This window comes from Pantoea sp. EKM103V (assembly GCF_011800365.1).
Lineage (GTDB): Bacteria > Pseudomonadota > Gammaproteobacteria > Enterobacterales > Enterobacteriaceae > Pantoea > Pantoea anthophila.
The window spans coordinates 692,617-713,044 of sequence record NZ_JAALFQ010000001.1 but is presented as its reverse complement, the minus strand read 5'-3'; the positions used below and the strand labels follow the sequence as shown (position 1 = coordinate 713,044).

The following is a 20,428-nucleotide window of genomic DNA, read 5'->3' as shown; positions in this document are numbered from 1 at the left end:
CTGCTCACGAATTTCAATGAATATATATTCAATTACGATTTTATATGCATAATGACTATGCGCCTCTGCTGAGGCATCGTCCAACAGGCGATCGTCAAAAAGCGAAAACGATCACAAATTCGCCTGCGTTGTGATTTTGATGATCCTGGTTAACAATACCGGGCAGACTCTGAGAGGGAAAACCGATGGCTAAACAGGATGAACAGCGACTGATGGTGAAGATCGCCACCCTTTACTATATCGAGGGGCTGAAGCAGTCGGAGATCGCGCAGTCGCTGTCCCTGTCGCAGTCCTTTGTCTCACGCATCCTTAATCGCAGCGTAAAAGAGGGTGTGGTCAAAATCAGCGTTGTGCCACCGGCCAATGTCTATCCTGAGCTGGAAAAAGCGATTGAGCAGACCTACCACCTGCCCCAGGCGATTGTGGTTGATGTGCCGGACCAGGCTTCTCCGCTGCAGATCAAACAGGCGATTGGATCGGCGGCAGCGCACTATCTCGAAACCCGCCTGCGCAACGATGAACTGATTGGCATCTCCTCCTGGAGCGGCACCATCCGGGCGATGGTCGATGCGCTGCATCCGCTCAACATCGCCTGCAAAGGGGTTATCCAGCTGCTGGGCGGGGTTGGCGCTAACGGCAATGTGCAGGCCACCATTCTGACGCAGAATCTGGCGGCGCTGCTGAACTGCCCCGCCTGGCTGCTGCCGTCTCAGTCAATCGAACATTCGGTCAGCGATCGCCAGCGGCTGTCAGCCAACGCGGAAGTTGCGGAGGTACTGGAGCAGTTTGAGCAGGTCGATCTGGCGATTGTCGGTATTGGCGACCTTGAGCCGTCAGCCCTGTTGCGCAATTCAGGCAACTACTACGATGGTGAAATGCTGCAGACCCTGGCGGCACGCGGTGCCGTGGGGGATATCTGCCTGCACTACTTCGATGCCTGCGGACAGCCGGTGCTGCAGCCGGAAGAAGATCCGGTGATCGGCATGGAGCTGGCGCAGGTTAAGCAGTGCCCGCAGGTCGTGGGACTGGCTGGCGGACGCGAGAAAGCGCCGGCGATTCGTGCGGCGCTGCTGGGCGGCTACATTAAAGTGCTGATCGTCGATTATCCGACGGCGCGGCTGCTGCTCGCGCCGTAGGGAGTGCGCCCGCTATCATGCCGAGGCGCTTTCCGGTCAGATCGTGCGGTAGGCGGTGGTAACCTTCCACAGATAGCGCGGAGCCTGCGCCGCCGGATGTTTGTTCTGGACATGCTGATAAAACTCATCCGGCGACATCGCATTGATCATCGCAATGGCACGATCGCGGTCGCGGGAGAAGGTTCGCAGCAGCGCACCGGCACCGTTGGCATAGGAGACGATGGTGGCATAACGCAGCGTCAGCGGATCGCGAATCCCTGACAGAGCGGAATCCTGCAGGATGCGGATATAGGCGGTGCCGATATCGATATTTTTAGCCGGATCGCGCAGTTCGGCATTCGATGGCTGACCGCGGCGACCCTGAGTCCGGTAAACTTCACGCCCGGCGGTCGAGGCTTTGATCTGCATCAGGCCCACCGCATTCGAACGGCTCACCACGCCAGGATTTCCCCCCGACTCGACACTGATAATGGCGCTGATAAGCTTCTCATCAACGCCATAATGACTGGCGGCATCTTCGGTAAACATTGACCATGCGCTGTTAACGCTGGAAGGCGGTGCCTGAGTGAGAGGCGTATTACGCTGTTTCACTGCGTGGTGCGGTGGCTCGCTGGCACAGCCGGTCAGGAGTAACGCTGAGAGTATAAGGTGTCGGATTTTCAGCAATTTTTCGTCTCATAGCGGTAGTGGCGAATGCTATCATACCCAGACAGCCTGAGAGCAAAATTACCGTTTATCCTAAATGCACGAAAAAGCGGCCCGTGTCGTGACTTCAGGGGTGTATTTCGTCATCATCGCCTCAGGTCAAGGGCGCTAACAGCAGGAAAGTATGATGATTTCACGTTCAGTTCGTCTTATCTCCCCCTCCGGTTACTGTCACAATCAGCCTGCGGCACTGTGCGGCATTGCGCGACTGCGCGAGGCGGGCCATCGGGTAGAGAATGAGCAGATCATTACCCGGCGTTTTCAGCGCTTCGCCGGGACAGACGCCGAACGGCTGGCGGATATTAACCAGCTTGCCACACTCAGCACGCTGCCCGATGTGGTGCTGGCGGTGCGCGGCGGTTATGGTGCCAGCCGGTTACTGGAATCGATCGACTATGTCGGCCTGCAGCGTCGCCTGCTGAATCAGCCGCTGGCGCTGTGCGGGCACAGTGATTTCACCGCCATTCAGCTGGCGCTGCTGGCGCAGGTCGGCTTAATCACCTTCAGCGGTCCGATGCTGGCCGGCAACTTCGGTGCCGCGACCTTATCTGAATTTACCCTGCATCACTTCTGGCAGGCTCTGACATCACCTACAGTAGACGTGGCATGGCAGAGCGAAACGCCTGATGAGGGTGAGTGGCAGGGGACGCTATGGGGCGGTAATCTGGCGATGCTCTGCTCGCTGACTGGCACGCCGTGGATGCCACAGATTGAAAACGGCATTCTGGTCATTGAGGATGTGAATGAACATCCGTTCCGCATAGAACGTATGCTGATTCAGCTGCAGCAGAGCGGCATTCTGGCGCGCCAGCGGGCGCTGGTCACCGGCAGCTTTACCAGCACCGCACTGACAGAGTATGACAACGGGTTTGACTTCAGCACCGTCTGGCAGCGGGTGCGTGAAACCACCGGCCTGCCGGTGATCAGCGGTCTGGATTTTGGTCACGCGGCTGACACCGTGACCCTGCCCCTGGGGGCCAGCGCACGATTAGCGGTCCGTCAGGGCCAGGCCAGTTTACAGGCAAGCGGGCATCCCGTTCTGCGGGAATAAAGAACGTTTCAGGAGATCGACATTGAAGCCGTTGTATGACGATTTGTGGATCTCAACCCCGGAATTTCCGGTGGAAGATGCCGTTAATGACCTGATGATGCATGGCTTTATGCTGCGTCACCCTCGCGGCAATCTGCTGATTGGCCGCGTAGAAAATCCGCTCGATCATGAAGTGCTGGCCGATAGCGGTGGCGTGATCCGCCACTATCTGACCCACTGGCACGAGTCTGCGCCGGGGGCGGCGGTGATCCAGCAGCGCTTCAGCAGCGCACTTTACTGCCATAGCCGGTCGCTGGGCCCCATCAGCCGCTTCGCGGAGCCTGATGACACCTTTTCGCAGCAGGAGACGCACTTCGGGGATTTTCATCTGCTGCCGACGCCAGGGCACACGCCGGGCAGCAGCAGTTACCTCTATACCTCGCCGCTGGGGCTGACCTATCTGTTTGTCGGGGATACGGTGACGCGGTCGCACGATAACTGGATCACCGTGCTGGTGCCGGACAGTAATCCGGCGGAGCTGAGTCAGACGCTGGAATTGTACCGTTCGCTGCGTCCCGACGTGGTGCTGATGAGCACCACGCGCGGACATCTCTCGTGGAAAAAAGTCACCCTGCAGAGCTGGCTGGCAGCGATCGATGAAGCTGAGCAGCACCCGCTCGATCTGCGTCAGCAGCCGCTGTTCTGATTACAGCGTTTTCGTCAGATAGTGGCGCTGGTGGTGGCGTGGATAGTTATCCAGGCTGAAACGCAGCGTATAGCCAAGCTTTTCATAAAACGGTCGCGCCTGAAAACTGGCGGTATCCACCTGGGCAAAGCGGCAGCCGCGATCCCGCGCCTCCTGCTCGGCGGCCTGAATCAGCGCGCTGCCCGCCCCCTGCCCGCGCAGCGCCTCACTGACCCACAGCATATCAATCCGCAGCCAGTTTCCGGCCGTTGACCCGGTCAGACCCGCCAGCTTTTTGCCCTGCTCATCACGGATGAAGACGCCAATTGAGCGGATCTCATCCACATTAATAAACTTACGGTTGAAGGCGGTCAGACCCAGTCTGACCTCATCCAGATCCTGTGCGGTAACCGTGTCGGTAATTTCAGGTTTCATCGTGGCTTCCGGTGTCAGGTGTCAGAGCGCGCTCTGTCGTCGTAGCGCTCAAGCGTCAGCGCATCCACATCGCGTTTTTCACTGCGGCTGCAGGGCAGCAGTTTATCGCTACCGCGATAAACAAAGAAGGTCGCCTGGGTGCGCTGATTCACAATCAGCTGATCGCCATTGCGAAAGCGGGTAATCGCCACTTTGTCGCCCGCCTCCAGGCGGGTACGCTGCTGGCCTGCGGCAATCTGGAAGTGTCCGGGAGGCCACATCAGGGTGGATAATCCATATTCGGCGCGTGAAATGGTCATGGTCGCCCGACCGGGACAGGTGAGCTGAAATTCAGTTTCGCTCCATGCGGGCGCGACGTGGCAGGCCATCAGGCCCAGAGCAATCAATGCTGCCTTCATGCTGTGTCTCCACTGAAGAGGATTTCTACAGGAATGAATAGCTTAACATATCCCTGCCCCCTGATGAGGCACAGGCGCGTCGGGAACAAGACCACGAAAAGATAGAATCGGGGTGAGAAAAAGCGGAAAGTTGAGAAAAGATAAAGTAATCCGGTCAGCATATCGGCGCCGCATGCTGACCGGATAACGGTTATTCGGCGGCAACCTCTGCGGCCACCAGCATCAGCGCCAGCCCGGCATTCTCGCTGTCATACGCCTGCATCGCTGCGCGAATACGCTCGGAGCAGGCAACGACCTGTTGCTTCTTATCGGCATCTAACTGGTCAATCGCGTGGCGAATAATCATTAGACTGGCTTCTTCTTCTTTCATCATTTATCCCTGGATTTGCCTAAGTGGTGCGCAAAGGAGCCAAGAATACCGTTTATTGATAAGCAAAGTCACCCTTTTACATTCCTGTTGCTTAACGATTAAACAAATCGCAAACAGGAAGCGCAGCGGAAACTGCTATGATTAACAAAATGATGGCCTGGCAGAAGAGACGCCACGCCACGACACGCCCAGGGATTGAAGCAGGTAGAAAATCATGATGCGACTCAGCATTTTTATCCTCATCACCATACTGACTGGATGTTCATCTGGCCCGAAAGGGGTCAACTGTCCGGGTGAGGTTTCGACAATTTATGGTCAGCCGATGGGGCAAACGCAGGGACGGATTTTTGATCTGGTCAGCGCCTTCACCGTGACCCGGGATGACGTCAGCGTGGAGAGTGGGCCGCTGCAGTCGCTGGATCGCTTTAAATATGTCCCCTCCGCAGTGACGCGGGAAGGCTACTATGCGCAGCGCCTCTCTGATAAGCAGTTCCGGCTGATCAATCCCTACCAGGATACCCAGATTACCTGGACCTGTCCGTAAGGGGTGAATCCTGCTGCCAGATGGTTTATTGTCAGGAAACGTCAAGCAGCAGGTTTCCCCGATGGAAAAGCGTCTGGATAACAACGGTTATATCGATTTCCCCTTTCCGGCCACCCGCAATGCGGATGGCTCCGTCAATCCGTGCGGTATTGATTTAACGCTGGAAACCAGCCGGCTGGAGGAGATTGCGGTCCTGAACCGCTCAGAAAACCTGCGCCGACTGGTCGAAGAGGTCAATCTGCAGGAGGGGCTGTTTATGACGCTCGCCTGCGACTGGCAGCAGCAGGCCGATGCGGTCTGCGGCTTTATCGATGTGGCCTTTCGTCCCGATCTGCCGCAGCACGGTCACGACGAGGCACTGGCGCTGGAAGCGCATTTCATTCGCTACCTGGCCGGGCAGGAGAAGCAGCATAAGCTGCCTGCTGAAACGCTGGTAAATTATGCCCGCTCGGTGCTCGACTGGAGCTGGTCGCCTCTTCGCCAGCGTCAGCGCGACTATGAAAAGATCACCGTTCAGTTCTATTGTCCGCAGGCTGACGACGCCGAATGGTGTTTCGATCACCTGCGTCATTTCCTGGTGAGCGTTTATCCGGCCTGCGTCACGGCCCGCTCACGCTGATCCCCCTGGCATCCGGAGTCGCTATGCGTTCTGCTGCACTGTCTGCTGTTACCCTCTTCTGTTCGCTCTTTTTCGCCACGTCTGCCCTGGCCGATCGCTGCCAGCAAATTCGCGCCGGTCTTGATATCGGTTCCGGCACCACCAAAATCGCGGTGGCCCGCGTCAATGTCTGCCAGTCGCGCATTGAAAAAGTGCTCTATCAGGATCAGCGCGCCGTCGCCTGGAACGATGCGCTGGCACATGCTCCGGACAATCAGCTCACGCCGGCGATCGCCCGCCAGGGCGCCGCGGCGCTGCAGCAGCTTCTGGCCCATGCTCAGCGCTTTCATCCTCAGCGTATCAGCGGCGTGGCGACCGCCGTGTTTCGCAACGCCCGCAATGGCCAGGCGGTCATTGACGATCTGCAGCGGCAGACCGGGGCGCAAATCAGCCTGATCTCACAGCAGCAGGAGGCGAAGCTCGGCTTCCTCTCCGCCAGAGCCGCGCTGAACGATCCCGCGATCCGTGATGAGCAGTTGCTGGTCTGGGATATTGGCGGCGGATCGATGCAGATGACCGCCTGGCGACAGCAGGCCGGTCAGCCGGTGGCCGATATCTATCAGGGAAAGCTGGCTTCCGTGACGCTGAAAAACTTTATCCTGCGCGTGCTGAAGAACAGCCCGGATGCCCCGTCACCCAACCCGATTGGCTCCTGGCGGCAGTCCGTGCTGCGCTTCGTGCAGTTTTATGCCACTAACGAGGTCAGCTCGCAGATCAAACAAGATGTGGCGGGTCGCCGGGTCATCGGTATTGGTGGTGTGCACGGGTTCTCCATCCGCAATCAGTTACCGGGCAGACCCCATCACTACACCCTGGCAGCATTGCGTCAGCTCTCTCAGCAGCAGGTCTGGAAGGGTGACAGTGAACTGTCAGGCGACTATCGCGCCACGGACGTCAGCAATCTGTTGCTGGTTGAAGGCTATATGGAGGCGCTGAAAATCAACGAGGTGACGATCGTGGAGGCCAGTCTGCTCCAGGGCGTGCTGTTGCAATAGCCCTGTCTCTGCCCTGCTTCGCCTCCGGCTGAGCCGCTGACACCGCGCCATTAACAGCCGGACATAATTTTTTAGCCTCTGATTTGCCTCTGACGGAGCAGGATTCACTATCTTTGCTACGCTTTGAGTGTCTCACTTAAAACCAAGGAGCAACAGATGTCAGGAAAAATCGAAGATAAAGTAAAAGAAGCCGCTGGCGCAGTTCAGGAACAATGGGGCGCAGCAACCGGCTCTTCTGAGCATCAGGCTAAAGGCGCCGCGCGCCGTTATGCCAACCAGGCAAGCTACGCGGCACGCGATGCTGCTGACTGCATCAAGGATCAGGTTCAGTCTAATCCTGTTGCGGGTCTGGCTGTTGCGGCAGGCGTGGGTGTTGTCCTCGGCTTTCTGCTGGGCCGCAAGTAATCCTGCAGAACGTCAGCAGAACGGAAGCCGGTGGCTTCCGTTTTTTTTTCGCTCACAGCGACGTGCCGCTGAGAAACATCTGAAAAATAACCCTTTTCAGGCCAGATCGCGGTCAGTCACTATGATTAAGTGAGCTTCCCTTTTTCTGACAACATCAAGGTGACCTTATGAAAACAATTCCTGCCCTGCTGCTCGTTGCAGCGACGCTGACCTCTCTGGCGGGCTGCTCACACCAGAGCAGTGCGATTAAAGAAGATGGACGTCCTCATGCGCCAAGCGGTCAGTCATCACCAGGCGGCACGCTCGGCTCCGGCCCGGTGGGTCAGCCTCAGTCCTGATTCCCGGCCCCGGCTCTGACGCCGGGGTCTGTTTTTAGTGCGCGGCATTAACCGATAGCACGCATAAAATAATGTCACTCATTGTTATCCTGCTATTAGTTATTACTGCAGTTAACATCACATGCAAAATAAAATAATTTTTTAAGATTCATCCCAGTCCTTTTCAATAAACCCCTACTCTCTTTACGCAATCCTGTAAATACACCCTGTATAAACAACACAGAAATTGTGGAAACAATTTAAACAGTTCCTCTACAGCGTTTAAAAAAACATTTCCGCAATGAACTTTCTCGCTGAAACTATTCTCTAATCACGCATAATGATTTTTTGTTTAATTTAATTGCTACGTGAAAGAGAATTGAGACGTGAAGAAAAAAAAGATTTATCTGATAGACCGCCTTTTAACGCTTTATTCTCGATTTTCCGGCAGAAGACAACCGCAGGCCCTGCAGCAGCTGAACCCGGAGACCGTGGTCATCTATTCCACCACCGCGCTGGGCGATTTCCTGATGAATACGCCCGCTATCTGGAGCCTGAAAAAACGCTTTCCTGCCAGTAAATTTATTCTGGTCTCCAGCCTGAAAAATAAGGATCTCGTCAGCCGCTATCCCTGGTTCGATAAGATTTATATCTGGGATAACAAACTGGCAAATTTTCTGCCGTTATTTTTCAAACTGCGTCGCCATAAACCAGAACTGTCCGTCATATTACACGCGCATTTCCCCTACGATATTATGAGCTCGGTACTGACCGGCAGTCAGGCTATTTTACGCGACCATTACGGCAGCGAATCGCCGGTACTGAATAAATATCTCGACCACTATTCGGGTTATTTCGACGACCACACCATCAAGCGTAAGCTGAAATTAATTGAAGCACTGGGCGCAGAGACGCAGCAGACCCGGATGCATCTGCCAGAGCTGAATAGCAGTGCCACGGCAAACGCGTCGCATCGCCGCATCGGGTTTCAGCTGGGGGCATCGAAAGATATCCGCCGCTGGCCGCTGGAGTCGTTCAGTCAGCTGGCCACCGCCCTGCTTGCGCGCTGGCCTGACAGTGAAATCGTTGTGACCGGTACAGCGGCTGAGCAATCGCTTGAGCAGGCGTTTATCGCCAGCCTGCCGCCGCACTGCCGGAAAAATGTGACGCCAATGGCGGGCAAAACAAATCTCAGTGGCCTGATTACCCTGATCCGCTCGCTGGATCTGCTGGTCACCGGCGATACCGGCCCGCTGCACATCGCCGTGGCGGCGCAGACCCCGACCGTCAGCCTCTTCTCCACCGCTAATCCACGCTATACCGGCCCCTGTCAGGACAGCGATCGCCACATTATCATTCACCGTCCGGATAAGACGGCGACGCAGCATCCCATGGCGTCGATTAAGGCGGAAGAGGTTGAGCAGGCCGTGGCGCAACTGGTGGGATAATGAACCGCTTATCTACCGCCATTATTACGCTGATTGAATATCATAATCAGCCGACCCCGCTGGGCTGGTTCCGCAGAGTGGACCGGCCGGGTTTTCACCTGCAACAGCTTCCGCTGAATGAGGTGGAATTTGCGCTGCTGATGAGCGACTTTTTTCTCACGTTTAACGTCAGCGCCGACCATTATGATGAGTCCCGCTATTTTCCGGCAGTGCAACGGCGACGCTTGGCTTTCACTCCCGGATTCAGAGCCGGCGCTGAACCGGCTTACCGCCCTGTCACCGTCGCGATGCTGTCTGAGGCGGCCAGCCGGGGATGCTGGCCTGAAGAGGATGACTGAATCAGGGTATGGACAACGGCGTCATAGACTTCACAGCTGTTCAGCGCGTTAACATTCCGTGACGCGGGTTGCAGCACCTGATAATTCACCTGCCAGGGATGCCAGCACGCCGGGTCGCTGTCGCCGAACAGCGCCACCACCGGCAATCCCAGCGCCGCACCGATGTGCATCGCCCCGCCATCACTGCTCACGAGCCCCTGACATAACGACATCGCCGCGATCAGTTGCGGCAGGCTGGTTGTTGAGACCGCTCTGATCGACAGGTGCGGACAGAGCGCCATGATGTCTGCGGCTTTTTCATCATCACCCGGATGACGCGGATTATCGCGACTGCCGGGTGACCACAGCAGCATGATCTGGCAGGGATGGTGAGCGGCAATCTTCTCAGCCAGTCCGGCAAAACGTGTCGCTTCCCACTGCTGGCTCGGCTTACGGGCGCTGATTTGCAGCGCATACACCGGGAGGTCGCTATCAATTGCGTAAGTGTCGCGCAGGCTGGCGGCAAGGGCGGCGTCAGGCCGCAGCGTCAGTCTGCCCGGTCTGTTTTCACGGAGATTGAAGGGGCGTCCCAGGCTGAACAGCGTTTCGCTGATATGGCACGGCGACGGGTCGGGCGGTGGCAGCAGGTCGGTAATCAGAGGATGGGACTGCTCTCCCAGGGCGATGACTCTTGCCGGACGCAGGCTCTTTACCCATTTCAGGCCATGCTGATCCCAGCGGCTTTTCGCCAGTATCACCACCTCATAGCGTTGCTTTTTCAGGGTCAGCATCAGCTTCAGTCGCTGCAACAGGCAGGTCACCCTTCCCTGCCCTGACTCCCGGTGATGCAGTTTGGTGTAAAAGAAGAGCTGCCGGATATCGGGGTTGTGCGCCAGCACAGGGGCGGCGTAGTTGTTCGTCAGTACATCGACCTGATACTGTCCCGACTGCGCCAGCGCACTGATGAGCGGCGTGGTCAGTAACGTGTCGCCAATATTATCCCTGCAAATAATTAAAACCCGCATGTCTGACATCCTCTGCGCACAGTCTGTGCTGGCTGGCTAAAAATAAGACGGCCCGTTAACGCTCGTGGAATGCTAACGTAACGGTACAATCAGCTGATTAGTCAGCGAAGTGTCAGATTGGTTCAACAGTTGCCATATTGTTAAAACATGAGGCCGGGCAGAGCGGACGAATACGCTTAACGGGTTTGGGCAATTAGCCGGTTTCCGGCAGGGAGAGCGTCAGGATCATTCGGCCCGGCACAGTGTATGCCGGGCACGCAGTTTTCAGGACGGGATTAATGGAGCCTGTCGTCTAACAGCTCAAGGGCGACCCGATAAATCAGCCCAGGCTGGGCATCGGGTAACATCCGCTTGATTTTCTCCTCCAGGGCGCGGTTCGTGACGGCCTTATTATCCGCCAGTAATTCCAGCACAGCCTGACCGAACATCAGGCGACAGATATAAATCGCGTCTTTAGTATATTTAGCGTCCATAAATCCTCCTTATGAATGAGTGTTTACAGTAACGGGATTCAGACGCTGAAGAATGACCGATGCAGGGACGCTGCCTTTTTTTGCAGTGGCATCAGACAATCCGATTTACAGAAATATTAAAACGCGATGATGTCACTGAAGGGTCAGGTGAGGCGGAGAAAGAGAAAAGCGTGGAACGCGGGCACAAAAAAGCCGGCACAGAGCATGACCCTGTGCCGGCCGCATCAGACATTACATATTTTCAATGATCGCGTCACCAAACTCTGAGCATTTCAGCAGTTTAGCGCCATCCATCAGGCGTTCGAAATCGTAAGTCACGGTCTTGTTAGCGATAGCGCCTTCAACACCTTTAACAATCAGGTCAGCCGCTTCGAACCACTCCAGGTGGCGCAGCATCATCTCTGCCGACAGGATCACGGAACCTGGGTTCACTTTATCCTGGCCTGCATACTTCGGCGCAGTGCCGTGCGTGGCTTCAAACAGCGCGCACTCGTCACCGATGTTGGCGCCAGGTGCGATACCGATACCACCGACCTGAGCCGCCAGGGCGTCAGAGATGTAGTCACCGTTCAGGTTCATACAGGCGATAACGTCATATTCAGCCGGACGCAGCAGGATCTGCTGCAGGAACGCATCCGCGATCACATCTTTAACGATGATCTCTTTGCCGGTGTTAGGGTTTTTGAACTTCATCCACGGGCCGCCGTCGATCAGCTCGCCGCCAAACTCTTCTTTCACTAACTGGTATCCCCAGTCTTTGAAAGAGCCTTCGGTGAACTTCATGATGTTGCCTTTGTGAACCAGAGTCAGTGAATCACGATCGTTGGTGATGGTGTATTCCACTGCCGCACGCACCAGACGCTTGGTTCCCTCTTCGGAGCATGGCTTAACGCCGATACCGCACTGCTCAGGGAAGCGGATTTTCTTCACGCCCATCTCTTCGCGCAGGAACTTGATCACTTTGTCCGCTTCGGCAGAGCCCGCTTTCCACTCGATACCCGCATAGATATCTTCGGAGTTTTCACGGAAGATCACCATGTCGGTCTCTTCAGGACGTTTAACCGGGCTTGGCGTGCCTTTGTAGTAACGAACCGGACGCAGGCAGACGTAGAGGTCAAGCTCCTGACGCAGGGCCACGTTCAGTGAACGAATACCGCCGCCGACCGGGGTGGTCAATGGACCTTTGATCGCAACGCGATATTCTTTGATTAAATCGAGGGTTTCCTGAGGCAGCCAGACGTCCTGGCCGTAGAGTTCGACTGACTTCTCACCGGTGTAAATCTCCATCCAGGAGATTTTACGCTCGCCGTTATAGGCTTTCTTCACCGCCGCGTCGACCACTTTCAGCATGACCGGGGAAACATCAACACCGATACCGTCACCCTCGATGTAAGGAATGATCGGATTGTTTGGTACTGTCAGCTTGCCCTGATTCAGGGTGATTTTTTGACCTTCCGCCGGAACAACTACTTTGCTTTCCATTAACCTCTCCTGGGCGTTTGTTAATTATTTGTAAGATGCGCGTCAATACTACTTGAATATTTCCGCCACGCCAATCACCGCAATTTCACGTTATAATGCGCCGAATGTTTCTGACTGCAAAGCCCATGCGAAAAACTTCTCAACGAATTCACCAGGATAAACGATTCAGCCGTCCGGCGCGTGATGCGCGACGTGCGCCTGCCCGCCCTGCGGCCCCGCGCCGCGTGATTCTCTTTAACAAACCCTTCGACGTTCTGCCGCAGTTTACGGATGAAGCGGGCCGCCGCACCCTGAAGGATTTTGTTACTGTTGCCGGGGTCTATGCCGCAGGCCGCCTCGATCGCGACAGTGAAGGCCTGATGGTGCTGACCAACGACGGCGCCCTGCAGGCCGCGCTGACGCAGCCCGGCAAACGCACCGGCAAAATCTACTACGTGCAGGTTGAAGGCGCGCCACAGGAGGCGGATCTGCAGCCGCTGCGGGATGGGGTTAATCTGAAAGATGGTCCGACCCTGCCCGCTGGCGTGGAAAAAGTCGATGAACCCGAATGGCTCTGGCCACGCCAGCCGCCGATCCGCGAGCGTAAAAACATTCCGACGCAGTGGCTGAAGGTCACGCTGTATGAGGGGCGTAATCGTCAGGTTCGCCGCATGACCGCCCACATCGGCTTTCCTACCCTGCGCCTGATTCGCTATGCCATGGGTCACTACAGCCTCGACGACCTGGCCCCCGGAGCGTGGCGGGAGATCAGCACAGACCCTGTCTGACAACCGAACTTTCATAACCTCAGGTTAACAATTGCGGAGAAGGGATGTTTAAACCTCATGTTACGGTCGCCTGTCTGGTTCAGGCGGAAGGTGAGCTGCTGGTGGTGGAAGAGACCATCAACGGACGCGCCACCTTGAACCAGCCAGCCGGCCATCTGGAAGCGGATGAAACGCTGCATGAAGCCGCGGCGCGTGAACTCTATGAAGAGACCGGCATCGTGGCGCAGATGGACTATTTCATTGCGATTAACCAGTGGATAGCCCCCGACACCACGCCTTTTGTGCGTTTTCTGTTTGGGGTCGATCTGCCGGAAAAAGTGGTGCCGGAGCCGCAGGACAGCGACATCGACTGCTGCTGGTGGCTGCCGCCAGCGCAGATTCTCACGGCTTCTAACCTGCGTTCGCCGCTGGTGGCGGAGAGCGTCCGCCTGTGGCAACAGGGCACGCGCTACCCGCTTCATCTGATCAGCCCGTTCCGGTGGCCGTTTCACGAGGGTGCGCGTCTGCCTTCTGCATGATAGAATGCGCCGCCTGTTTTTTTATCGTAATGCGAGCGTGTCATGTCTGACAACAGCCAGAAAAAAGTGATCGTCGGTATGTCCGGCGGCGTCGATTCTTCCGTTTCCGCCTGGTTACTGCAGCAGCAGGGTTACCAGGTTGAAGGCCTGTTCATGAAGAACTGGGAGGAGGACGATGGCGAGGAGTATTGTACCGCCGCGGACGATCTGGCGGATGCGCAAGCGGTGTGCGACAAGCTGGGTATGAAGCTGCACAAGGTTAACTTTGCCGCGGAATACTGGGATAACGTCTTCGAGCATTTCCTCGAAGAGTATAAAGCGGGCCGCACCCCTAACCCCGATATTCTCTGTAACAAAGAGATCAAATTCAAAGCGTTCCTGGAGTTCGCGGCTGAGGATCTCGGCGCTGACTTCATCGCTACCGGTCACTATGTGCGCCGTCAGGATGTCGCTGGCCAGAGCCAGCTGCTGCGCGGCCTGGATGGCAACAAAGATCAGAGCTACTTCCTCTACACCCTGAGCCACCAGCAGATTGCGCAGAGCCTGTTCCCGGTCGGCGAGCTGGAAAAGCCGGAAGTGCGCCGCATCGCTGAAGAGCTGGACCTGATTACTGCGAAGAAGAAAGATTCGACCGGCATCTGCTTTATCGGCGAGCGTAAATTCCGCGACTTCCTGGCACGCTATCTGCCGGCCCAGCCAGGCGAGATTGAAACCACTGACGGTCAGATCGTCGGTGAGCACCAGGGGCTGATGTACCACACCCTGGGACAGCGCAAAGGCCTGGGTATCGGTGGCCTGAAAGAGAGCAAAGATGATCCCTGGTATGTGGTCGACAAAGATGTGGCGCGGAACCGCCTGATTGTCGCTCAGGGCGGCGATCATCCGCGTCTGATGTCGGTGGGACTGATTGCGCAGCAGCTGCACTGGGTCGATCGTCAGCCGATCACCGCCCCGCTTCGCTGCACCGTGAAAACCCGTTATCGTCAGACCGATATCCCCTGTGAGATTATTCCTCACGGTGACGATCGGATTGAAGTGCGCTTTGATGAGCCGGTTGCTGCGGTGACGCCCGGCCAGTCTGCGGTCTTTTATCTTGGCGATGTCTGCCTCGGTGGCGGTATTATCGAACAGCGTCTGCCTTTCGTGACAGAGTAAGCGGGCGCAGCCCCCTATTGATGACGCGTAAACAGGAGTAACCGTGGCGAAAAATTATCAGGAAATTACGCTGGCGCTGGCGGGCATCTGTCAGTCCGCGCATCTGGTGCAGCAGCTGGCTCAGCAGGGTCACTGCCAGCCAGAGGCGCTGACCGTTTCGCTGCGCAGCGTGCTGGATCTCAATCCTGACTCCACGCTGGCCGTGTTTGGCAACAATGAAGCCAACCTGCGTCTCGGACTGGAAACCCTGATGGCGGTGCTGAACAGCAGCAGTCGCCAGGGTGCCGGTGCCGAACTGACCCGTTACACCCTGAGCATGATGGTGCTGGAACGTAAACTCAGCGCCAGTAAGTCTGCCATGGCAACTCTGGCGCAGCGCATCAGTCAGCTGGATCGCCAGCTGGCGCATTATGAGCTGGAATCCGATACCATTCTCAGCGCCATGGCGGGCATCTATGTCGATGTCATCAGCCCGCTTGGCCCGCGGATTCAGGTGACCGGTTCACCTGCCGTGCTGCAGAACAGCCAGGTTCAGAGTAAAGTGCGCGCCACCCTGCTGGCCGGTATCCGCGCGGCGGTGCTCTGGCAGCAGGTCGGTGGTGGCCGACTGCAACTGATGTTCTCGCGTCAGCGTTTGCTGCGTGAAGCGAAAACCCTCTTATCCCGGCTGCCACTGACCTACTAAGTCGGTGTGGCCAAACACTGCTAAATGATTCAGGAGTTGCACTGATGGAATTATCCTCTCTGACCGCCGTCTCACCTGTCGATGGTCGTTACGGCGACAAAGTCAGCCCGCTGCGTGCGATTTTCAGCGAATTTGGTCTGCTGAAATTCCGCGTTGAGGTTGAAGTTCGCTGGTTACAAAAACTGGCCGCGACCGCAGAGATCAAGGAAGTTCCTGCATTTGACGCTGACGCAAACGCTTTCCTTGATGCGATTGTCGCCGGTTTTTCCGAAGAAGATGCCGCGCGCATCAAAACCATCGAACGCACCACCAACCACGATGTGAAAGCGGTCGAATACTTCCTGAAAGAAAAAGTCGCCGACACGCCTGCGCTGCACGCCGTCTCTGAATTTATCCACTTCGCCTGCACCTCGGAAGATATCAACAACCTGTCGCACGCGCTGATGCTGGAAACAGCCCGCCGTGACGTGCTGCTGCCTTACTGGGAACAGCTGATTGGCGCGGTGAAGGGTCTGGCCAGCGAGTACCGTGATATTCCGCTGCTCTCCCGCACCCACGGACAGCCGGCAACGCCGTCAACCATGGGTAAAGAGATGGCAAACGTGGCGTACCGCCTTGAGCGTCAGTTACGTCAACTGAAGCAGATTGAAGTGCTGGGCAAAATCAACGGCGCAGTGGGCAACTACAACGCCCACATTGCTGCCTACCCGGAAGTGGACTGGCACGCGCTGAGCGAGAATTTTGTCACCTCGCTGGGGATCACCTGGAACCCCTACACCACGCAGATCGAGCCGCACGACTACATCGCCGAGATGTTCGACTGCATCGCCCGCTTCAACACCATCCTGATCGACTTTGATCGCGATATCTGGGGCTACGTGTCGCTGAACCATTTCAAACAGAAAACCATTGCGGGCGAGATTGGCTCGTCAACGATGCCGCATAAGGTCAACCCGATCGACTTCGAAAACTCCGAAGGCAACCTGGGTCTGGCGAATGCAGTCATGCAGCATCTGGCCAGCAAACTGCCGGTGTCGCGCTGGCAGCGTGACCTGACCGACTCTACCGTGCTGCGTAACCTTGGCGTCGGCGTCGGTTATGCGCTGATCGCCTATCAGGCGACGCTGAAAGGCATCTCTAAACTGGAAGTGAACCGCGAACGTCTGCTGGACGAACTGGATCACAACTGGGAAGTGCTGGCGGAGCCGATCCAGACGGTGATGCGCCGTTACGGTATCGAGAAGCCTTATGAGAAGCTGAAAGAGCTGACGCGCGGCAAACGCGTGGATGCCGCCGGTATGCAGGCCTTTATCGACAGCCTGGCGCTGCCGGAAGAGGAAAAAGTGCGTCTGAAGCAGATGACGCCAGCAAACTATATCGGTCGCGCTGTCCGGATGGTTGACGATCTGAAATAATGCCCGCCGCAGACCGGCTCACTCCGGTCTGCGTTAACATCCTGTTTAATACATTTCGCGTATACTTTCTGCAGGTTGACTCAAACAGAGTGTAAGGACTTTCTATGCGTGTTCTGGTTGTTGAAGACAATGCCCTGCTGCGCCATCATCTCGCCGTCCAGTTACGTGACATGGGCCATCAGGTCGATGCCGCCGAAGACGCCAAAGAAGCCGACTATTTTCTTCGGGAACATCTGCCCGATATCGCGCTGGTGGACCTCGGCCTGCCGGATGAAGATGGCATGTCGCTGATCCGTCGCTGGCGCGGCGACGCCGTGCGCCAGCCCATTCTGGTGCTGACAGCCCGTGAAGGGTGGCAGGCCAAAGTCGAAGCGCTGGAAGCCGGTGCCGACGACTACGTGACCAAACCGTTTCATATCGAAGAGGTGGCCGCCCGGCTGCAGGCGCTGATGCGTCGCAACAGTGGTCACGCCTCGCAGATTATCGATATGGCCCCCTTTCAGGTCGATCTCTCCCGCCGGGAACTGACCGTCAATGAACAGCCGGTGAAGCTCACCGCCTTTGAGTACACCATCGTCGAGACGCTGATTCGTAACGCAGGCAAGGTGGTCAGCAAAGATTCGCTGATGCTCCAGCTCTACCCGGATGCGGAACTGCGTGAAAGCCACACCATCGACGTACTGATGGGCCGCCTGCGCAAAAAGATTTTAGCGCTGCACCCCACTGACGTGATCGCCACCGTACGTGGCCAGGGTTACCGCTTTGATCTCTGACCATGTCCTGGTTTAATCGTTATCGCCCGATTTCGCTGCGCGCCCGCTTTCTGCTGGCCTCCGCAGCGATTGTTCTGTTTCTCTCCCTCTCTTACGGCATGGTCGCAGTCATTGGCTATGTGGTGAGCTTTGATAAAAACACCTATCGCGTTATGCGTGGTGAGAGCAACCTCTTCTTTACGCTGGCGCAATGGCATGACAACAAGCTCACCATCGCCCAGCCGGAGCGGATGACGCTCAACTTCCCGACGCTGGTGTTTATCTACGACGAGCGCGGCAAGCTGCTGTGGCAGCAGCGCGACGTTCCGGATATCCGCAAAAAGATCCGCCATGAATGGCTGCTGAAGCCCGATTTTTACGAGATTGACACCAGTAACCGCACCAGCATGCTGGCGATGGGGAACAACCTGAATGCGCAGCGGCGCCTCAACGACTGGGATAACGACAGCAACGATACCTTTACCCACTCGGTGGCTGTCAACCGTTACGATGCCACCACCAATCTGCCTGCGCTCACCATCGTGGTGGTCGACTCGATCCCGCAGGAGCTTCAGCACTCGGACGTGGTCTGGTCGTGGTTCAGCTACGTGCTGGCCGCCAACCTGATCCTGATTGTTCCGTTGCTGTGGCTGGCCGCGCACTGGAGTCTGCGGCCAATCGGTGCGCTGACTCAGCAGGTGCGCGAACTGGAGACCAGTCAGCGCGAAAACCTGGACGACAATCCCCCACAGGAGCTGCGCAGCCTGGTGCGCAATCTCAATCTGCTGCTGACCAATGAGCGGCAGCGTTATACCCGCTATCGCACCACCCTCTCTGACCTGACCCACAGCCTGAAAACGCCGCTGGCCGTATTGCAGAGTACGCTGCGCTCGCTGCGCAACGGCAAAGAGCTGACGGTGGAAGAGGCAGAACCGGTGATGCTGGAGCAGATCAGTCGTATCTCGCAGCAGGTCGGATATTACCTGCACCGCGCCAGTATGCAGGCCGATCACAATCCGCTGCAGCGCGATCTGCATTCGGTCTCTGGCCTGCTCGACAGCCTCTGTTCGGCCCTGAATAAAGTCTATCAGCGTAAGGGCGTGGCGATTACCCTGGATATCTCCCCGGAGCTGACCTTTGTGGGTGACCAGAATGACTTTATGGAAGTGCTGGGTAACGTGCTCGATAACGCCTGCAAATATTGCCTGGAATTTATCGAAGTGAGCGCGTTTCAGAGCGACAAGGCGCTGCATCTCTATATCGATGACGATGGCCCGGGCATCCCTGAAAGCAAGCGCGACCTGGTGTTTGTTCGCGGACAGCGGGCCGATACGCTGCGTCCTGGCCAGGGATTAGGTCTGGCCGTGGTGCGCGACATTCTTGAGCAGTATGAAGGTAACGTCATCGCCTCCGGCAGTGCACTCGGCGGAACCCGCATGGAAGTGATCTTTCAGCGGCAGGAAGTCGAACATCGCCGCGAGTAGAAAAGCCGCCGGGCTGTTATACTTGCTGGCATTTACAGCCCTAAGCGGAACTCTTTTATGGACTATCAGCTCGATCTTAACTGGCCCGATTTTATTCAGCGCTACTGGCAGAAACGCCCGGTGGTGCTGAAGCGTGGCTTTAAAGACTTTGTCGATCCGATTTCACCGGATGAACTGGCCGGACTGGCGATGGAAAACGAGGTGGATAGCCGCCTTGTCAGCCATCAGGATGGCAAATGGCAGGTCAGCCACGGCCCGTTTGAGAGCTACGACCACCTGGGCGAGAACAACTGGTCGCTGCTGGTACAGGCCGTCAATCACTGGCACGAACCCTCTGCTGCGCTGATGCGCCCTTTCCGTTTCCTGCCTGACTGGCGTATTGATGACCTGATGGTGTCGTTTGCTGTGCCTGGCGGCGGCGTCGGCCCCCATTTTGATCAGTACGATGTCTTTATTATTCAGGGAACCGGTCGCCGTCGCTGGCGCGTCGGTGAAAAAGTGCCGATGAAGCAGCACTGCCCGCATCCCGATCTGCTGCAGGTTGAGCCGTTCGACGCCATTATTGATGAAGAGCTGGAGCCGGGCGATATCCTCTACATTCCACCAGGATTCCCGCACGAAGGCTATTCGCTGGAAAACGCCCTGAACTACTCTGTCGGTTTCCGTGCCCCCAGTGGCCGCGAGCTCATCAGCGGCTTCGCGGATTATGCTCTGGCAAATGAGCTGGGCAGCCTGCGCTTCAGCGACCCGGATGTCCCGGCGCGCGAATGCCCGTCGCAGATCCTGCCGCAGGAGATTGAAGGTGTGCGTCAGCTGATGCTGGATGTCGTTAACCAGCCGGAGCATTTCGCGCACTGGTTTGGCGAATTTATTTCGCAATCGCGCCATGAGCTTGATGTGGCGCCGCCGGAGCCGCCTTATCAGCCTGATGAAATTTATGATGCGCTGCAGCAGGGCGATGCCCTGAGCCGCCTGGGCGGCCTGCGTGTATTAACGGTTGGCGATGCGGTGTATGTCAACGGTGAGCGGGTCGAATGTTCACGCCCTGAGGTGATGGCGGTGCTGGCGCATCACTCCCGCATCACGCTGGATGATCTGGGCGATGCGCTGGATGATCCGGCAGTGCTGGCGCAGATCGCCGGTCTGGTGAATGCCGGGTACTGGTATTTTGGTGACGAATAACCGGTAGTCCGCTTCCGGAATCAGGCTCTCTGCCCCTCAGGTCAGAG

25 protein-coding genes are annotated in these 20,428 nt (G+C 56.8%); 18 read left to right on the top strand and 7 right to left on the bottom strand.

Features of this window, described 5'->3' with window-relative positions:
• The first annotated feature begins 185 nt into the window (after positions 1-185).
• Positions 186-1,136 (top strand): sugar-binding transcriptional regulator, encoded by a 951-nt coding sequence (locus tag HFD97_RS03555; RefSeq protein ID WP_009090789.1) that lies wholly within the window; start codon positions 186-188, stop codon positions 1,134-1,136.
• A gap of 36 nt (positions 1,137-1,172) precedes the next feature.
• Here the strand turns inward: HFD97_RS03555 and emtA are convergent, their stop codons facing one another.
• Complete coding sequence (gene emtA / locus HFD97_RS03550; protein ID WP_072215488.1) at positions 1,173-1,802, bottom strand: membrane-bound lytic murein transglycosylase EmtA; 630 nt, start codon at positions 1,800-1,802, stop codon at positions 1,173-1,175.
• Between the two features lie 166 nt (positions 1,803-1,968).
• On the opposite strand from emtA, the gene ldcA reads away from it, so the two are divergent.
• Both ldcA and HFD97_RS03540 read left to right on the top strand, forming a co-directional pair.
• The gene (ldcA, locus tag HFD97_RS03545) at positions 1,969-2,892 is read left to right on the top strand and encodes a muramoyltetrapeptide carboxypeptidase (protein ID WP_009090791.1); all 924 of its coding nucleotides are present in this window, start codon (positions 1,969-1,971) and stop codon (positions 2,890-2,892) included.
• Between the two features lie 22 nt (positions 2,893-2,914).
• Positions 2,915-3,577 (top strand): MBL fold metallo-hydrolase, encoded by a 663-nt coding sequence (locus HFD97_RS03540; RefSeq protein WP_058957480.1) that lies wholly within the window; start codon positions 2,915-2,917, stop codon positions 3,575-3,577.
• Here the strand turns inward: HFD97_RS03540 and HFD97_RS03535 are convergent, their stop codons facing one another.
• From HFD97_RS03535 to HFD97_RS03525, 3 genes are all read right to left on the bottom strand, one after another.
• Complete coding sequence (locus HFD97_RS03535) at positions 3,578-3,991, bottom strand: N-acetyltransferase (RefSeq protein ID WP_058957481.1); 414 nt, start codon at positions 3,989-3,991, stop codon at positions 3,578-3,580.
• A 14-nt stretch (positions 3,992-4,005) separates the two neighbouring features.
• On the bottom strand, positions 4,006-4,389 hold the full coding sequence (locus HFD97_RS03530) for a hypothetical protein (protein ID WP_009090796.1): 384 nt from the start codon (positions 4,387-4,389) through the stop codon (positions 4,006-4,008).
• Between the two features lie 190 nt (positions 4,390-4,579).
• Entirely contained in the window at positions 4,580-4,759 is a 180-nt protein-coding gene (locus HFD97_RS03525; RefSeq protein ID WP_009090798.1) for a hypothetical protein, read from the bottom strand.
• Positions 4,760-4,973: 214 nt separating this feature from the next.
• Here HFD97_RS03525 and HFD97_RS03520 point away from each other — a divergent pair, with 214 nt between their 5' ends.
• From HFD97_RS03520 to HFD97_RS03490, 7 genes are all read left to right on the top strand, one after another.
• Positions 4,974-5,303, top strand: coding sequence for a hypothetical protein (locus HFD97_RS03520; RefSeq protein ID WP_150029660.1), 330 nt, complete (start codon positions 4,974-4,976; stop codon positions 5,301-5,303).
• A 61-nt stretch (positions 5,304-5,364) separates the two neighbouring features.
• A complete protein-coding gene (locus HFD97_RS03515) occupies positions 5,365-5,922 on the top strand; it encodes a hypothetical protein (RefSeq protein ID WP_150029661.1) in 558 nt (185 codons plus the stop codon).
• A gap of 23 nt (positions 5,923-5,945) precedes the next feature.
• Entirely contained in the window at positions 5,946-6,956 is a 1,011-nt protein-coding gene (locus HFD97_RS03510) for a Ppx/GppA phosphatase family protein (protein ID WP_150029662.1), read from the top strand.
• Positions 6,957-7,112: 156 nt separating this feature from the next.
• Entirely contained in the window at positions 7,113-7,361 is a 249-nt protein-coding gene (locus HFD97_RS03505) for a YqjD family protein (protein WP_009090805.1), read from the top strand.
• Positions 7,362-7,528: 167 nt separating this feature from the next.
• Positions 7,529-7,699: a hypothetical protein gene (locus HFD97_RS03500; RefSeq protein ID WP_009090806.1), complete on the top strand. Its 171-nt coding sequence runs from the start codon at positions 7,529-7,531 to the stop codon at positions 7,697-7,699.
• Positions 7,700-8,064: 365 nt separating this feature from the next.
• Entirely contained in the window at positions 8,065-9,126 is a 1,062-nt protein-coding gene (locus tag HFD97_RS03495; protein ID WP_150029663.1) for a glycosyltransferase family 9 protein, read from the top strand.
• Positions 9,126-9,464: a DUF1493 family protein gene (locus tag HFD97_RS03490; protein WP_150029664.1), complete on the top strand. Its 339-nt coding sequence runs from the start codon at positions 9,126-9,128 to the stop codon at positions 9,462-9,464. Before HFD97_RS03495 ends, HFD97_RS03490 begins: the two co-directional genes overlap by 1 nt.
• Here HFD97_RS03490 and HFD97_RS03485 read toward each other — a convergent pair.
• The 3 genes from HFD97_RS03485 to icd form a co-directional block, all read right to left on the bottom strand.
• On the bottom strand, positions 9,392-10,468 hold the full coding sequence (locus HFD97_RS03485; RefSeq protein ID WP_167430996.1) for a glycosyltransferase family 9 protein: 1,077 nt from the start codon (positions 10,466-10,468) through the stop codon (positions 9,392-9,394). The two genes, HFD97_RS03490 and HFD97_RS03485, sit on opposite strands and share 73 nt — an antisense overlap.
• A 275-nt stretch (positions 10,469-10,743) precedes the next feature.
• Positions 10,744-10,941, bottom strand: a complete 198-nt coding sequence (locus HFD97_RS03480) for a hypothetical protein (RefSeq protein WP_167430997.1) — start codon at positions 10,939-10,941, stop codon at positions 10,744-10,746.
• Between the two features lie 231 nt (positions 10,942-11,172).
• On the bottom strand, positions 11,173-12,423 hold the full coding sequence (gene icd, locus HFD97_RS03475; protein ID WP_009090813.1) for an NADP-dependent isocitrate dehydrogenase: 1,251 nt from the start codon (positions 12,421-12,423) through the stop codon (positions 11,173-11,175).
• 104 nt (positions 12,424-12,527) lie between these two features.
• On the opposite strand from icd, the gene rluE reads away from it, so the two are divergent.
• From rluE to HFD97_RS03435, 8 genes are all read left to right on the top strand, one after another.
• Positions 12,528-13,190: a 23S rRNA pseudouridine(2457) synthase RluE gene (gene rluE, locus HFD97_RS03470; RefSeq protein WP_167430998.1), complete on the top strand. Its 663-nt coding sequence runs from the start codon at positions 12,528-12,530 to the stop codon at positions 13,188-13,190.
• 44 nt (positions 13,191-13,234) lie between these two features.
• The gene (locus HFD97_RS03465; RefSeq protein ID WP_167430999.1) at positions 13,235-13,708 is read left to right on the top strand and encodes an NUDIX domain-containing protein; all 474 of its coding nucleotides are present in this window, start codon (positions 13,235-13,237) and stop codon (positions 13,706-13,708) included.
• A gap of 42 nt (positions 13,709-13,750) precedes the next feature.
• Entirely contained in the window at positions 13,751-14,863 is a 1,113-nt protein-coding gene (gene mnmA / locus HFD97_RS03460) for a tRNA 2-thiouridine(34) synthase MnmA (protein ID WP_111207917.1), read from the top strand.
• A gap of 43 nt (positions 14,864-14,906) precedes the next feature.
• Positions 14,907-15,548 carry a high frequency lysogenization protein HflD gene (hflD, locus tag HFD97_RS03455; RefSeq protein WP_009090821.1) on the top strand — a complete coding sequence of 214 codons (642 nt, stop codon included), beginning with the start codon at positions 14,907-14,909 and terminating at the stop codon, positions 15,546-15,548.
• 44 nt (positions 15,549-15,592) lie between these two features.
• Complete coding sequence (purB, locus tag HFD97_RS03450; RefSeq protein ID WP_167431000.1) at positions 15,593-16,963, top strand: adenylosuccinate lyase; 1,371 nt, start codon at positions 15,593-15,595, stop codon at positions 16,961-16,963.
• 104 nt (positions 16,964-17,067) lie between these two features.
• Positions 17,068-17,736 (top strand): two-component system response regulator PhoP, encoded by a 669-nt coding sequence (gene phoP, locus HFD97_RS03445; RefSeq protein WP_009090826.1) that lies wholly within the window; start codon positions 17,068-17,070, stop codon positions 17,734-17,736.
• 2 nt (positions 17,737-17,738) lie between these two features.
• Complete coding sequence (gene phoQ, locus HFD97_RS03440) at positions 17,739-19,199, top strand: two-component system sensor histidine kinase PhoQ (RefSeq protein WP_046101611.1); 1,461 nt, start codon at positions 17,739-17,741, stop codon at positions 19,197-19,199.
• A 57-nt stretch (positions 19,200-19,256) separates the two neighbouring features.
• Positions 19,257-20,381 (top strand): cupin domain-containing protein, encoded by a 1,125-nt coding sequence (locus HFD97_RS03435; RefSeq protein ID WP_046101610.1) that lies wholly within the window; start codon positions 19,257-19,259, stop codon positions 20,379-20,381.
• Positions 20,382-20,428: the final 47 nt, after the last annotated feature.

Bases quoted from the DNA above. Each gene is read 5' to 3' on its own strand.
- HFD97_RS03555 (WP_009090789.1), top strand. From the start codon at position 186: ATGGCTAAACAGGATGAACAGCGACTGATGGTGAAGATCGCCACCCTT.
- ldcA (WP_009090791.1), top strand. From the start codon at position 1,969: ATGATTTCACGTTCAGTTCGTCTTATCTCCCCCTCCGGTTACTGTCAC.
- HFD97_RS03535 (WP_058957481.1), bottom strand. From the start codon at position 3,991: ATGAAACCTGAAATTACCGACACGGTTACCGCACAGGATCTGGATGAG.
- HFD97_RS03530 (WP_009090796.1), bottom strand. From the start codon at position 4,389: ATGAAGGCAGCATTGATTGCTCTGGGCCTGATGGCCTGCCACGTCGCG.
- HFD97_RS03525 (WP_009090798.1), bottom strand. From the start codon at position 4,759: ATGAAAGAAGAAGAAGCCAGTCTAATGATTATTCGCCACGCGATTGAC.
- HFD97_RS03520 (WP_150029660.1), top strand. From the start codon at position 4,974: ATGATGCGACTCAGCATTTTTATCCTCATCACCATACTGACTGGATGT.
- HFD97_RS03515 (WP_150029661.1), top strand. From the start codon at position 5,365: ATGGAAAAGCGTCTGGATAACAACGGTTATATCGATTTCCCCTTTCCG.
- HFD97_RS03510 (WP_150029662.1), top strand. From the start codon at position 5,946: ATGCGTTCTGCTGCACTGTCTGCTGTTACCCTCTTCTGTTCGCTCTTT.
- HFD97_RS03505 (WP_009090805.1), top strand. From the start codon at position 7,113: ATGTCAGGAAAAATCGAAGATAAAGTAAAAGAAGCCGCTGGCGCAGTT.
- HFD97_RS03500 (WP_009090806.1), top strand. From the start codon at position 7,529: ATGAAAACAATTCCTGCCCTGCTGCTCGTTGCAGCGACGCTGACCTCT.
- HFD97_RS03490 (WP_150029664.1), top strand. From the start codon at position 9,126: ATGAACCGCTTATCTACCGCCATTATTACGCTGATTGAATATCATAAT.
- HFD97_RS03485 (WP_167430996.1), bottom strand. From the start codon at position 10,468: ATGCGGGTTTTAATTATTTGCAGGGATAATATTGGCGACACGTTACTG.
- HFD97_RS03480 (WP_167430997.1), bottom strand. From the start codon at position 10,941: ATGGACGCTAAATATACTAAAGACGCGATTTATATCTGTCGCCTGATG.
- icd (WP_009090813.1), bottom strand. From the start codon at position 12,423: ATGGAAAGCAAAGTAGTTGTTCCGGCGGAAGGTCAAAAAATCACCCTG.
- rluE (WP_167430998.1), top strand. From the start codon at position 12,528: ATGTTTCTGACTGCAAAGCCCATGCGAAAAACTTCTCAACGAATTCAC.
- HFD97_RS03465 (WP_167430999.1), top strand. From the start codon at position 13,235: ATGTTTAAACCTCATGTTACGGTCGCCTGTCTGGTTCAGGCGGAAGGT.
- mnmA (WP_111207917.1), top strand. From the start codon at position 13,751: ATGTCTGACAACAGCCAGAAAAAAGTGATCGTCGGTATGTCCGGCGGC.
- purB (WP_167431000.1), top strand. From the start codon at position 15,593: ATGGAATTATCCTCTCTGACCGCCGTCTCACCTGTCGATGGTCGTTAC.
- phoP (WP_009090826.1), top strand. From the start codon at position 17,068: ATGCGTGTTCTGGTTGTTGAAGACAATGCCCTGCTGCGCCATCATCTC.
- phoQ (WP_046101611.1), top strand. From the start codon at position 17,739: ATGTCCTGGTTTAATCGTTATCGCCCGATTTCGCTGCGCGCCCGCTTT.
- HFD97_RS03435 (WP_046101610.1), top strand. From the start codon at position 19,257: ATGGACTATCAGCTCGATCTTAACTGGCCCGATTTTATTCAGCGCTAC.